General features: G+C 73.3%; 9 protein-coding genes and 1 pseudogene. 9 read left to right on the top strand and 1 reads right to left on the bottom strand.

Translation table 11 applies throughout. The features are described 5' to 3' along the window. Nucleotides 1-128 precede the first annotated feature (128 nt). From ACE3Q8_RS18120 to ACE3Q8_RS18105, 4 genes and pseudogenes are all read left to right on the top strand, one after another. Nucleotides 129-434, top strand: coding sequence for a hypothetical protein (locus ACE3Q8_RS18120; RefSeq protein ID WP_374471700.1), 306 nt, complete (start codon nucleotides 129-131; stop codon nucleotides 432-434). A 175-nt stretch (nucleotides 435-609) separates the two neighbouring features. Further along, a complete protein-coding gene (locus ACE3Q8_RS18115; RefSeq protein ID WP_374471699.1) occupies nucleotides 610-2,298 on the top strand; it encodes a DUF3363 domain-containing protein in 1,689 nt (562 codons plus the stop codon). Then, a pseudogene (traG, locus tag ACE3Q8_RS18110) lies at nucleotides 2,295-4,094 on the top strand (IncP-type conjugal transfer protein TraG); the annotation flags it as partial. The gene ACE3Q8_RS18115 and the pseudogene traG, both read left to right, overlap by 4 nt. Before the next feature lie 41 nt (nucleotides 4,095-4,135). Beyond that, nucleotides 4,136-4,570, top strand: coding sequence for a ribbon-helix-helix protein, CopG family (locus ACE3Q8_RS18105; RefSeq protein ID WP_374471698.1), 435 nt, complete (start codon nucleotides 4,136-4,138; stop codon nucleotides 4,568-4,570). 311 nt (nucleotides 4,571-4,881) lie between these two features. Here ACE3Q8_RS18105 and ACE3Q8_RS18100 read toward each other — a convergent pair whose 3' ends face one another. Then, the gene (locus ACE3Q8_RS18100) at nucleotides 4,882-6,102 is read right to left on the bottom strand and encodes an alpha/beta fold hydrolase (protein WP_374471697.1); all 1,221 of its coding nucleotides are present in this window, start codon (nucleotides 6,100-6,102) and stop codon (nucleotides 4,882-4,884) included. Between the two features lie 807 nt (nucleotides 6,103-6,909). Here ACE3Q8_RS18100 and ACE3Q8_RS18095 point away from each other — a divergent pair. The 5 genes from ACE3Q8_RS18095 to ACE3Q8_RS18075 all read left to right on the top strand — a co-directional run bounded on the left by ACE3Q8_RS18095 (nucleotide 6,910) and on the right by ACE3Q8_RS18075 (nucleotide 12,245). Continuing rightward, nucleotides 6,910-7,368, top strand: a complete 459-nt coding sequence (locus ACE3Q8_RS18095; protein ID WP_374471696.1) for a hypothetical protein — start codon at nucleotides 6,910-6,912, stop codon at nucleotides 7,366-7,368. A gap of 92 nt (nucleotides 7,369-7,460) precedes the next feature. Continuing rightward, a complete protein-coding gene (locus tag ACE3Q8_RS18090) occupies nucleotides 7,461-7,958 on the top strand; it encodes a tetratricopeptide repeat protein (protein WP_374471695.1) in 498 nt (165 codons plus the stop codon). A 25-nt stretch (nucleotides 7,959-7,983) separates the two neighbouring features. Next, nucleotides 7,984-9,507, top strand: coding sequence for a hypothetical protein (locus ACE3Q8_RS18085; RefSeq protein WP_374471694.1), 1,524 nt, complete (start codon nucleotides 7,984-7,986; stop codon nucleotides 9,505-9,507). Between the two features lie 10 nt (nucleotides 9,508-9,517). After that, nucleotides 9,518-11,551: a hypothetical protein gene (locus ACE3Q8_RS18080; RefSeq protein ID WP_374471693.1), complete on the top strand. Its 2,034-nt coding sequence runs from the start codon at nucleotides 9,518-9,520 to the stop codon at nucleotides 11,549-11,551. Between the two features lie 25 nt (nucleotides 11,552-11,576). Next, nucleotides 11,577-12,245: a hypothetical protein gene (locus ACE3Q8_RS18075; RefSeq protein ID WP_374471692.1), complete on the top strand. Its 669-nt coding sequence runs from the start codon at nucleotides 11,577-11,579 to the stop codon at nucleotides 12,243-12,245. Nucleotides 12,246-12,787 lie beyond the last annotated feature (542 nt).

Here is a 12,787-nt window from a genome sequence, read left to right as displayed (position 1 = left end):
CGCCGCCGCGCCGATGCGCCGGGCCGGCGGCTTCGATCAGGCGACGAGAGCCGGCGCGACCATTGGCGCGGGCCCGAATGGGGGCGCGGCTCCGGCGAATCGGCGGGCCGGCTGGTACCAGCCGGCGCATGAAGCAGCACACCGGCGAGCAGATCCGCGCGATCATGATGGAGATGCCGGAGGCCGTGGTGGCCCAGCTGCAGGCCGACCATGCGGAACATCGCATCACGGAGCGCGAGGCGCGCTGGTGGGGCTATCTCATGTTCGCCCGGACCGGAGCCTACGAGGGAACCTCGTACACCATCACCGTGCCGAGCACCGGGGAGGAGGTGACCCAGGGCTTCCTGGCCTATGTGCTCGAGGACCGGGGCGCCGACGCCCGCTTCGGACTGGTTCGGCGGGCCTGGCCGGAGAGCGGGTTCGACCGCGCCTGACAGAGGTCGCGCCCCGCGCACCGGTCCGCGCGGGGGCATCTGGGCTCCGTCATCTCTTGCGCCGCCGTAGCGTCGGGACGAAGGCGCCGGCAGCCGTTCTTGCCTAGTTCAGACGGCGGCTGCGGCGCGCGAACGTCGGCGGGCGCACGCCCTCGCGCGGGCATACGCTCCACGCATGTCCATGGAGGAGGAATTCCGGGTCCGTCCCGGACGGATCCGCGACCGGGGCCGACCGGGCCGCGGGTTCGTGGGGCAGGTGCTGCGCGCCGTGGAGCGCGCCGGAGGGCGCGCCGGGCCGCCTCGGCGCGGGCTCGTCCGCGGCGGGCGGGGCCAGGCTGCGGCCCTCCTGGCGGAGCTGCGGTCGCCGGGGCGGCGGGTGGTGGTCAAGGCGCGCATCGTCCGCCACGCCGGGGCCCGCTTCCGGGCCGCGCCCCTGCCGGCGCACCTGGCCTACCTGCAGCGGGACGGGACCGAGCGGGACGGCGCGCGCGGTCGGCTGTTCGGGCCTGATGGTCCGGCCGACGGGCGGGCGTTCGCCGCGCGCTGCGAGGGGGACCGCCACCATTTCCGGTTCATCGTGTCGCCCGAGGACGGCGCGCAGCTGGCGGACCTCGGGGCCTTCGCCCGGGACCTGATGCGCCAGGCGGAGGCCGATCTTGGCGGACGGCTGGACTGGGTCGGCGTCGCCCACTGGAACACCGCCCGGCCGCACCTGCACCTCCTGGTGCGGGGCGTCGACGACACGGGCTCGGACCTGGTGATCGCCCGCGACTACATCACCCGCGGGCTGCGCGGGCGGGCTGAGGCGCTCGCGTCCCTGGAGCTCGGGCCGCGCACGGCGCGGGAGATCGCCGCGGCCGCCGGTCGCGAGGTCTCCGCCGAGCGCTGGACCCGCCTCGACCGAAGCCTCGAGGTCCTCGCGACCGACGGGGTCGTGGACCTACGGCCGGGCGCCGGGCTGGACCCGGAGGCGCGCGCCCTGCTCGCCGGCCGGGCCGCCGCCTTGGCCCGTCTGGGGCTGGCGGCGGGGGAGGGACCCGGCCGCTGGACGCTCGATCCCGAGCTGCGGGAGCGGCTTCACGCGCTGGCGCTGCGCCAGGACATCCTCGTCAGGCTCCAGCGGGCGCAACCCGGGCGCCGACCGGAGGACCTCGTCCCGTCGGGCGAGGCGGAGGGCCTGCCGGTGTTGGGCCGGGTGGCGGGCCGTGGGCTGCACGACGCCCTCACCGGGACCGCCTACCTGGTGTTGGACGGGGTCGACGGGCGGCTGCGGCACGTGCGGCTGCCGGATCTCGCCGCCGCCGGCGACACCCCGGCGGGCGGGCTGGTGGAGGTGCGGGGCGGCGAGGATGGCCCGCGGGTGCTGAATCGCAGCGACCTCGCCCTCGACGCGCAGGTCAGGGCCTGGGGCGCCACCTGGCTCGACCGGCGGCTGCTCGCCGGCGCGGAGCAGGGCCTGGCGGCGCACGGCTTCGGCGCCGAGGTTCGGGAAGCCCTGGCGGCGCGCCGCCAGTGGCTGGTCGACAATGGCCTGGCGACCCGCAGTGGGCGCGGCGTGACCCTGGCCCCGGGGCTCCTGTCCGCCCTGCGGGACCGGGAGCTGGGCGCGGCGGGCCTGGCGCTCGGGCGGGAGGCGGGCGCCCCATACGTGGCGTCGGGGGTGGGGGACGCCGTGCGCGGGCTCTACCTTCGACGGCTGGACCTGGCGTCGGGCCGCTTCGCCGCGGTGCTCTCGGAGGACGCCGTGCGCCTGCTGCCCTGGGCGGGGGCGCTGGACCGGCGGCTCGGGCGCACCGTGTCCGGGCGCCTGGGCCCGGACGGCATGGCCTGGGACCTCGGACGCGGGCGGGAGCCCGGGCCGTGAGCCGTCCCGGCGCAGCGTGGGGAAGCCGGCTGCTGTGGGGACAGCTGCTTGGCGCGCCCGCCCTGCTCCTGGGGAGCCTTCAGCTGGCCGTGCAGTGGACCGCCTGGCGGCTCGGCTTCCAGCCCGCCCTTGGAGCGCCCGCCGCGGAGATCCTCGGCTGGCCGGTCTATCCGCCCTGGGCGCTGTTCGCCTGGTGGCTGGCCTTCGACGCCGACGCCCCGAAGGTGTTCGCAACCGGCGGCGCCGTGGCGGTGGCGGGCGCGGGGGGCGCGGTGCTGCTGGCCCTGGGCCTGAGCCTGTGGCGCGCCCGCGAGGCCGCCGTCGCCACCACCTATGGCTCGGCCCGGTGGGGAACGGCTCGCGACGCCCGGCGCGCCGGGCTGCTGGGGCCCGATGGGGTGGTGCTGGGGCGTCTGGGACGGCGCCTCCTGCGGCACGACGGGCCCGAGCACGTCCTCTGCTTCGCGCCGACCCGGAGCGGCAAGGGCGTGGGCCTGGTGATCCCGACGCTCCTGTGCTGGCCGGGCTCGGTGCTCGTCCACGACCTGAAGGGGGAGAACTGGGCGCTCACCGCCGGCTGGCGGGCGCGGCTCGGACGCGTGATCCGGTTCGACCCCACGGATCCGCAGAGCCCGGCCTGGAACCCGCTGGAGGAGGTGCGGCCGGGGGAGGGCGAGGTGCGGGACGTGCAGAACATCGCCGACATCCTGGTGGATCCGGACGGGGCGCTGGAGCGCCGCAGCCACTGGGAGAAGACGGCTCACGCCCTCCTCTCCGGCGCCATCCTGCATGTGCTCTACGCCGAGCCCGACAAGACCCTGGCCGGAGTGGCGGCGTTCCTTTCCGATCCGGGCCGGCCGATCGCGGCGACGCTGCGGGCCATGCTGGAGACGCCGCACCGGGATGGCCGGCCGCACCCCGTGGTGGCGCAGGCCGCGCGGGAGATGCTCAATCGGAGCGAGAACGAGCTCTCCGGCGTCCTGTCCACCGCGCTCAGCTTTCTCAGCCTGTACCGCGACCCGGTGGTGGCGGCGGTGACGCGGCGCTGCGACTGGCGCATCGCGGACCTCACGGAGGGGGCGGGGCCGGCCAGCCTCTACCTGGTCGCGCCGCCCAGCGACCTCGCCCGGACCCGGCCGCTCGTGCGCCTGGTGCTGAACCAGTGTGCGCGGCGGCTCACCGAAGACCTGGCGACCCGCGCGGGCGGGCGCCGCCTGCTGCTGATGCTGGACGAGTTCCCGGCGCTGGGCCGGCTGGAGTTCTTCGAGAGCGCGCTCGCCTTCATGGCCGGTTACGGCCTCAAGGGTTTCCTGGTCGCCCAGAGCCTGAACCAGCTGGAGAAGGCCTATGGGCCGAACCATGCCCTGCTGGACAACTGCCATGTGCGGGTGGCGTTCGCCGCCAATGACGAGCGCACAGCCCGCCGGGTGAGCGAGGCCCTTGGCGTCACCACGGAGCAGCGGGCCATGCGCAACTACGCCGGCCACAGGCTGGCGCCCTGGCTGGCGCGGCTGGCGGTGAGCCGCCAGGAGACGCCGCGGCCCCTGCTCACGCCGGGGGAGGTCCTGCAGCTGCCGAGCGACGAGGCCCTGGTGCTGGTCAGCGGGACGCCGCCGCTGCGGGCCCGCAAGCTCCGCGCCTATGCCGATCGCCGGTTCCGGGCGCGGGTGGACTGTCCGGCGCCGGCGGCGGCGAACGAGACGGTGCGCACGTCCTGGACCTCGCCCTGGGCCGGTCGCATCGCGGCGGCGCCCGTCCGCCCCGCCGGCGCGGCGTATGAGCCGCTCCCGCAGCCGAGGATCGGCCCCGAGCGGGATGGCGGGGAGGGCATTCCTCTGTGAGCCCGAAGCACATCCAGACCAAGGTCTTCCTGCCGCCCGACCTGGTGCGGCGGCTGGACGAGCAGGCGAAGCGGCTTCGACGTCCGAAGTCGGAGATCGTCCGGGCCGCAGTGGCGGCGTGGCTGTCCGCGGATGGACCCGAGCAGCTGGAGGCCGCGCTCGCACGGCGGCTGGACCGGCTGAGCCGGCAGGCCGAGCGGCTCGAGCGCGATCTGCTGATCGCCAACGAGTCCCAGGCCCTGTTCATCCGCGCCTGGTTGACCGCCACCCCGCCGCTCGCGGACGCTGACCGTCCGGCGGCCGAGGCCAAGGGGCGGGAACGCTATGCCGGCTTTGTCGAGGCGCTCGGCCGTCGGATCGCGGGGGGACGCAGCCTGGCGGCGGAGGTGCTTGAGGACCGCGGCCGCCCCTCCGACGGACTCGGAGGTTGAGCGACAATACGGGCCGCTTCGTGCTGCGTGCCTGCACGCGGGGGATGGTGCGGGCGTGTGCGGCGCGCGGGCAGCGTCACGCGAAGTCCGCCCAAGGCGCCCCTGTCCGCTCCGGGTCAGGAGCGGACCTCCCAAGGCTGATGACCGGCTCGGCGCCGGGAGCGAATCGGGCCCGCGCTCTGTTCGCGCGTTGCGCCGGTCGCTGCCCCATCGCCTCTTGCCAGGTTCGCTCACCACGCGCGCGAGACCTCGGGATGCCGTCCCTCCTGGTGGTGCGGCCGTCCCCGAGCCCTCCTCGTTGGAAGAGAAGGTCAGACCGGCCGCGGCCCGGGCGCGCTGTCGGCAGCGCGGCTGGGAGTCGCACCCGGCGCGCTATGGCCGGCGCCTGCCGGGCCGGGCATGTCCGCGGAGACGGCCGGCTGCACGGCAAGGGCGAAGTCGGCGATCAGGCGGTTGTAGATGTCCGCCCGCTCCATGGGGCCGAGGTGGTTCACGTCTTTGACAATGTGCAGTTCGCCTTGGGGCGCCGTGTCGGCGATCTCGCGGTTGGCCTCCAGCTTCGTGACAATGACCTTGTCCCCGCCGATCACGAGCACGGGCCGCCGAAACTTCGCCATGGCGCCGGTGGCGTCCCAGTGCAGCATGGCCAGGTTGCCCGCCGCCTCGACGGCCGGCGGGTTGCGCGTCGACAGCAGGGTGACGTGTTCAAGCTGGCTGCGGGTTACGTAGCGTCCGAAGCCGAAGCGGTGGGCGAGATGCGACGAGCCGCTCAGATAGCTCTGCCATTTGGAAAGCCAGACCAACGGGTGCAGCGCCTTGGTGAGCCGCATCGCCGGTTCGATCAGCGGCTTCTGAAGCGCCCGGAGCAGGCCGCTCATGACCATGGTCCTGAGCGGGTTGGTGTAGGTGGTGTTGAGCAGCACGACCCCGGCGATCCGCTCGGCGAGGTCGGGCCGGTCACGCACGAGCGTCTGGATGGTCATGCCGCCGATGCTGTGGCCGACCAGCACGGCGGGCCGGCGGCCTGAGACTTCAAGCAATCGGGCGAGGTCGGATGCGAAGGCGGGAAGGCCCACCTGGCGCGCGCGGCTCTTGCCCAGGCCCGGCAGGTCCCAGAGCGTCAGGCTGAACCGGTCGGCGAGATCCTGCCTGGCATAGGACCAGAACGTGCTGTCCATCCCCCAGCCGTGGGTGAAGATGATCGGCGGCGCGCCGGCCGGCCCATGCCGCTCGACGTAGAGCGTGGCGCCGCTCGCCCCTTCGATCGTCTGGCCTTGGCCGCGTGCCGGCCTGGTCGGCCTCTGGTCGCGCCGGGCGAGCAGCGGCAACATCAGCAGTCGCCCCAGGAACGACCAGGCCAGAAGGCCCAGCCCGGTCCACAGCCGCCAGTCATCGCGCACCCGCTCGGGCACGCCAGCGGCATCGCGCACCCAGTCGCCCTGATACCAGCTCCAGATCAGATATCCGGCCGCGGCCAACACGATCAGGGACAGCAGCGTCGTGAAGAAGCGGATGATCGAGAGGAGCGGCATGGTCCGGCCCTGCATGGAAGACGGCTGCCAACCGCCGAGGCGCGGCCTTGTTCCAGCAGGCAGCAAAGGACGTTTTCCGGAAGCAGTCGGCAGCTCAAATTCATCCCGGAGCCCGCCGTCAAGCGCAGACCGGACGCTGAAATCTCAGCAGGGACTGATGAGAGCCATGGTCAAGCCCGCTATGGCCCCCAGCCTTCTTTCGGCGGCGCCGCTCCGCTCTTGCTCAGGCCGCCTCGAGCACCGCCGCGCCACCGGCGGCGACTTCGCGGATCGCGAGGGCGTCTCACGTCGCCGCGGCGGCGCCGCCGCGTCGTCGTCGGCTGCATGTCGGCACGTTAGCTCGGCAGCATGGGCTTGGTGAGGATGCGCAGATCCGTCATGAACCTCCGGGTCTTCTGGGGCCCTGGCAGCGGTGAGCGCCCCGGAGCCTGCAGCTGCGCTCGGGCCTCTTCCTGGCGTAGGGAACGGCTCGTGGCGTTGCGCCGGAAAGCGGCGTCCTGAGCCCTGCAGTCGCAGGAGAGACCTCCAGCTCCGCGGTGGTTCCTTCACAACCGTCACCATGCCGCCGTCTGCGCTCATCGCCCAGGCGCCGGAACTCGCCGGTCGCCGGGGTGTCGAGCCGGCGAGCGAGCCTCTGGAGCGCGCGCCCGGCCAATCGAGGCTGCGGCTCAATCGTGAAAGCATTCTGACGGCGGCCTCCGCCACGGAGCAAAGCTGGCGCCCTGAGCGCACCAACCTTTCGCTTACGAAGGCGGGCGATGCTCCGGTCCGCCGCCGTCCGTGGCGACACAGCAGATCGGGAAGTCCATGCACCGCCACGTCCTCCTCGCCACCGGCGTCTTTCTAGCTGTCGCGCTGCCCGCGGTGGCCGAGCCGACCGGCCGCTGGTGGTCGGGCTGGGGGCAGGGGACGGCGGAGTACGGGTTCTCCGCGGCCAACGGGGACAAGGTCTATATCGCCTGTGACGAGGGCAGCGGTTTCGGCACCACCGTGTCGTTCGCCATCGAAGGGACTGGTCCCGAGCCCGGCGAGACGGTGACGGTCCGCACCGACCTGACCGCGTTCGACTTCCCCGTGGACGACAGTGGGCGGCTCGAGACGGCGTCCCGTGCGGGGAATGAGAACTTCCTGGCCCTGTGGGACGCCATCCGCCGCGGCGCGGTCCTCAGCATAGGCTTCGGCGGACGCACCGCGACCTTCCCGCTCGCCGGCTCGACGCGGATGCTCGCCCCCGAGGCCTGCGAGACGGATTTCGCTCGGCCCTGATCGCGGTTCCGCTTATCCGCCGCCGGCCCGCGTTCACCGAACGTATACGGATGATGAGCAGGGTGAACGGCCAAGCTTGTTCGGAGGGGCGGATGCGGGGGAAGATCGTGGCGCTGGCCTTGGCCGGCGCGCTGGCGACGGCCGGCTGCCAGCAGAGCGCCGCCGAGGCGGGGGCCGGGGCCGCGCAGCCGATCCGCGCGGAGCTCGACGACGGCAACTACGGCAAGGCCGCCGAGCTGGCCGCCGCCGCGGTGAAGCAGAACCCGACCAACCCCGAGCTGCACCTCCTGCAGGCCCGCGCCGAGGCCCGCCTGGGCAATGCTGGCGACGCGGCGCGCGCGCTCGAGCGCGCCATCCTGGCGGGACTTGAGCGGCCGGAGGAGGCCCTGGCCGATCCGGCGTTCGATTCCATCCGCCGCGACGCCGCCTTCCAGCGCCTGGCCGATCGCTTCGCGCCCGCGCCGCGGGCCCGCCCGCGCGCCGTGGCGCAGGACAGCGGCGAGACCATCAGCGCCGGGGACGTGGAGATCTCCGGCCCGCCCGGCGAGGAGGTCATCCGCGCCGGCGACATCGTGCTCGAAGCCAACTGACACCTGAAGAGCGGGGGCCCTTCCGATGCGTTACCTGATCCCGGCCGCCGTGGCGGCGCTGTCCATTTCCGGCGCCGCGCAGGCGCAGCAGATCGTGCCCGGAACGGGCAAGGCGCCGATCACCCGTGACGTGGAGACTGTGCGGGCCCAGGCCGAGGCCGACGCCAAGGTCGACCTGGTCCGCAACCTGGTGATCCAGACGCTCGGCGCCGAGCGTCTGAACGAACTCTCCCCGGAAGTGCTGCAGCGGCTGGCCCGGCAGATCCGGCCGGACATGATCGTCGACCGGAGCTCCCAGCGGCTCGGCAAGGAGTTCCAGGTGACGCTGAGCGCCCGGGTGGAGCAGGCGTGGTTCCAGGGGCTCCTGGACAACGAGCAGATCAAGACCTCCGTGGCCCGGGCGGGCGGGGCGCAGACCCGCATCCTCCTGATGCTGGACGAGGCGGTCGGGGCGGCGCAGGACTATGCGAAGCCTGCCGAGATCGTCACCGAGTACGACCGTCAGACCGGGGCCAGCTTCAGCGACAGGTCCGTGTCCGCCTATTCGGAGAAGGATCGCTCGGCGTCCACCTTCAAGGGGGCGAGCGCCTCCCAGCGGCAGGGCTCCATGGCCGTGGGCTACAGCGACGCCTACGGCTCCGCGGCCGGTCGCGCCAGCGGCTCCTCGGCCTCGGCGGCCCGGGTGCAGAGCGCCCAGGCCTCCTCCCGCTCGGTGTCGTCGGTGGACAAGACCGACGTCCAGGCGGAGGTGCACGACAACGAGCGCTTCCGCCAGCGCATCACCTACCAGACCGCGGCCGCCAACGGCCCGTCCCGGTTCGCCAGGTCGAGCCTGAGCGAGGAGCTGAAGCGCTACGACGTGGAGCTCGCGGACGAGCGGATGGTGATGTCGAGCTACTTCAACGGCGCGCCCCCGACCTTCGAGAGCCTCAGCACCAGCCCGCGCTTCGAGCCCTTCCTGCGGGTTGCGGCGCAGCGCGGCATGAACTTCTTCATGGGCGGCGGCATCCGCGTGGAGCATGCCGGGACGGACGCCGCGACGGGGCAGTTCGTCTGCACCGGCTCCCTCTACGCCGACGCCTACGCGAGCAGCACGGGCGAGCACCTGGCGTCGGGCAAGGCCTCCGGCGAGGCCTACGCCCGCACCAACGAACTCTGCCAGGCCAAGCTCGCGGAGACGCTGTCGCAGAAGGTGGCGCTGTCGATTGGCCCCTCGGTGCAGAACCACTGGCGCACCCAGACCCGCAACCAGGCCGAGACGGTGGCGTTGGCCGCGGGGCCCGTCGACTACACCCTGACCGTCCGCGGCGGATCGATCTCCATGGCCATGCAGGCGGACCTGCTGGACGCCCTGTCCTCCACCTCCGGGGTGGAGAAGCACGTCTTCCTCTCGCAGACGCCGAACCAGGTGAGCTTCCAGGTGCGCTACAACAACAGCCTGCCCCTGCAGGTGGCGCTCTTCCAGAAGCTTCGGACCAATCCGGCCTTCGCCCAGATGCAACCCACCGTGGACGGGCGCAGCGTCACCCTGTGCCTCTCCGGCTGCTGAGGCACGGCCTATGAGGGCTCCCGGCGCACTGTTCGCGGCGGCCTGGGTGGTCGCGGCGGGTTCCGCCTCCGCGGCCGACCTCCGGATCTTCCCGGTTGCCGGGGTGTACGGCCTGCCGGCCGACCCCTGCGCGCCCGGTGGGGCGCAGGACGCGGCCCGCGTCGCCGAGGACCTCTGCGGAACCCTGGACGCAACGCTCCGGCGCGCCCTCGGGGAGCGCTTCGCCGCCCAGGTGCGCGCCGCCTTCCCGGGCGTGGTTTCCGGCGTGGCCGAGCAGATCGAGGCGGGCGAAACCGCCGAGGGTCGCCTGTCTAAGACCATCATCGCCTCGCTGCAGGTGTCGCGCGTCGACCTCTGGCGGGTGGAGAAGCCGGCCACTTACGACGTCTATGTCCCCATCACGCTGAGCCTGTTCCTGACCAATGCGCTCAGCGGCGAAGTGCTGTTCGTGGAGAACCACAACGTCATCGTGCAGGGCGCGGTGACCAAGGCGAACCTGCTCGACCAGGTGCGAAGCCAGCTGCCGGGCCAGCTCGCCGCGGCGGTGGACCAGCTGGTGACCAACGCGGCCGGCAAGTTCAAGCCCTATCCGGTGAGCGGCCGCATCCGCGAGAAGGTCGGGGCGCGATACGTGTTCGACGTGGGCCGCAAGGGCGGCCTGCGTGAGGGCGACACGCTCGGGGCGGACGCGCGGGTGGTGTTCAGCGACGCGACCTACGCCATCGTCGAGCCGGTGCTGCAGCACCTCTCGGTCGGCCAGACCCTGGCCCGCCAGGTGGCCCAGCCCGTGGAGATGCTCGAGAAGCCCTCGGCTCTGGTGGTGGTGGGTTCTCACCCGCCGGACCTGTCCCGCGGCTATGTGAACGCGGTCTTCGCCGACGCGCTCGGCGCGGGCGCCGGTCTGGCGGTCTCGCCGGTCAATCCGAGCTTCACGGCGCTCAGGGCCTTTGCGCTCGGCGAGGCGCGGCTGGACTCCCGCATGCAGGACCGGCGGCGGCTGCCGGACTACTTCGTCCGGGTCAGCGTCGCGGCGCTCGAGCCGGTGGAGATCGCCACCAACATCCAGGGAACTCGTCGGCGAGTTTTCGGCGCGCGCGCCTTCGTGGAGGTGGTCGATCACAATGGCCGGGTGATCTACGCCACCCAGGCCGCGGACCGCATCGTCGACGACGTGGTCGACGACATGGCGCTGTCGCGGGAGCAGCGGCGCGACACGGCGGTGAAGAACGCCCTGACCCGGGCGGCCACGCAGCTGAGCGCCGGCTTCCGGCCCGCCCGACTGCGGCTGGATGTCCGTCCGGCCGGGGACGAGGTCGAGATCGACGACCCCGGCGGGGCGCTGGGCGTCGGGGTGAACGCGGTGCTGCTGCGCCGCAGTGGCGGCGTCGCCGGCGTCCAAGGCCAGGTCTGGACCCCCGTGGGCGAGGTGGAGGTCACGTCGGTCTCGGGGACGTCCGTGCGCGGCCGCCTGGCCGGGCTGGAGGACGTCCGCGTCCGCCCGGGCGACCAGGTCGCCTTCGACAGCGGGGCGGGAGAGTCGGTCTCGCGCCAGAGGTTCGCGGTCTGCACCAGCGCCTCCGGCGAGACGGCGGTCAGCCGCCGGGGCCAGGTGGAGCAGCCGCTGTACGCGCAGATCGCCATCAACAGCTTCGCCGCGGGATTCAAAGGACCGGTCTACCTGTCCGGCTTCGAGCGCGAGTTGCGCCCGTCGCTCGCCCAGTTCGAAGGCGCGGAGCGCCTCGGGGCGCTGCAGGCGCGAAACGCCGACGTCTGCTTCGCCCCGGTGCACCAGGTGGACGCGCAGGGCGAGAAGGCCGCGGCGTCGGGGTTTGTCACGCCGCTCTACTCGGTGGCGCTGGGCTACACCCTGCAGCGCGGGGACGAGAAGCTGGGCGGCAGCGGGCTGCAGTCCACGCTCGCGGGATCGGGGGTCCCGGCCGGCGCCGATACGCCGCTGAAGCTTCGCGCGGTCCAGTTCGACTTGGCCGACGAGGCCGCCAAACTCACGGGCCAGGTGGCCCGGGGACTGAAGCCGCCGCAGTGACGGCGTGCAGAGACGGGGGACAACCATGAAGATGAGAATCCTGACCACGGTGGCGGCCTGCGTGGCGCTCGCCAGCCCCATGCCGGCGGCGGCCCAGCTGGGCATGCTCCGTGGCGCGATCCCGGGCGCGAACACCTCCTCGGCCGCGTCGGTCGATCCCGACGCCTTCCTCGCCGAAACCGTCGAGACGACCCGCTACATGATGGTCGCCGCGGCCGTCCTTGCGGCGGCGGCGAAGAACTCGCAGGACCGCGCCGCCCTCGGCGCACGGGTCAACGCGATCCAGTCCGCGCAGGACGTGAAGGAACTGGGCGCGTTCAAGGTCTCGCTTCAGGAGGACCTCGCCGCGATTTCGGCCAACAAGGAGTCGGCGGCCGAATTCGAGGCCCGCTACGCCAAGATGACCGCCGAGCAGCGGGAGCAGGTGGCGGCGGCGGCGTTCAACTTCGCCCTCGGCATGTACCGCAACGTGAGGCTGTCGCAGCAGGCCCCGGCGCTGCTGGACAGCGTCAAGACCAACCCGCGCCTGCTGGCCAAGGCCGGCCAGCTCAAGACGGCGGCGGACCTCGTGGTCCTGCAGGCCAAGGGGACGGCCTCCATGGCGGGCTCCATGCGCCAGATCATGGGCGCGGCCAAGGTCGCGGCGCCCGCCGAAGCCGAGAGCACCAAGCCGAAGGCCATCCAGTTCACCTGACGTGAGCGGGGACCGGCGCTGGCGCGCCGGTCCTCGTCCTTCCGCCGCCCGCCGCCTGCCAGACCAGATGCCGAAAGAGCTCATCCAGTTCCTTGCCGCCGGCGCCCTGTTCGCGGGATCGGCTTCGGCCGTCGTCCTGACCCTCGCCTTGCCGGCGCCCGGCTGGGCTACGGCTCAGGTGGAGACGGCGCGGGCCAGACCCGCCCCCGTCAGATGGGAGCCGGTCCCGCTGCCGACGCCGCTGGCGGGAGCGCCCACCCCCTCGGCGGCGCCTGAGGCGGAAGTGGTCGCCGCTGAGACGCCCGCGACGACTACGCCGGAGGTGAGGGCGGACGAGCTTGTCCCGCCGCCGTCGCCCGCGCTGGCGCACCGTCGCAACCCGCCGAGCCAGGACCCGGCGGCGCCCGGCGGCGCCGGACCCGCCCGACCCCCCCCCCCCCCCCCCCCCGGGCCCCCCCCCCGCCGGCGGGGGGGGCGGGCGGGGGGGGCCCGGCCCCCCACGGCTCGATCTCCGCCGGGTCGTGCTCGACGGCGGCGGCGAG

Source organism: Phenylobacterium sp., assembly GCF_041913825.1.
Lineage (GTDB): Bacteria > Pseudomonadota > Alphaproteobacteria > Caulobacterales > Caulobacteraceae > Phenylobacterium.
This window is presented reverse-complemented; position numbering and strand designations above follow the sequence as displayed.

Bases quoted from the DNA above. Each gene is read 5' to 3' on its own strand.
- ACE3Q8_RS18075 (WP_374471692.1), top strand. From the start codon at position 11,577: ATGAAGATGAGAATCCTGACCACGGTGGCGGCCTGCGTGGCGCTCGCC.
- ACE3Q8_RS18085 (WP_374471694.1), top strand. From the start codon at position 7,984: ATGCGTTACCTGATCCCGGCCGCCGTGGCGGCGCTGTCCATTTCCGGC.
- ACE3Q8_RS18095 (WP_374471696.1), top strand. From the start codon at position 6,910: ATGCACCGCCACGTCCTCCTCGCCACCGGCGTCTTTCTAGCTGTCGCG.
- ACE3Q8_RS18090 (WP_374471695.1), top strand. From the start codon at position 7,461: ATGCGGGGGAAGATCGTGGCGCTGGCCTTGGCCGGCGCGCTGGCGACG.
- ACE3Q8_RS18080 (WP_374471693.1), top strand. From the start codon at position 9,518: ATGAGGGCTCCCGGCGCACTGTTCGCGGCGGCCTGGGTGGTCGCGGCG.
- ACE3Q8_RS18100 (WP_374471697.1), bottom strand. From the start codon at position 6,102: ATGCCGCTCCTCTCGATCATCCGCTTCTTCACGACGCTGCTGTCCCTG.
- ACE3Q8_RS18120 (WP_374471700.1), top strand. From the start codon at position 129: ATGAAGCAGCACACCGGCGAGCAGATCCGCGCGATCATGATGGAGATG.
- ACE3Q8_RS18115 (WP_374471699.1), top strand. From the start codon at position 610: ATGTCCATGGAGGAGGAATTCCGGGTCCGTCCCGGACGGATCCGCGAC.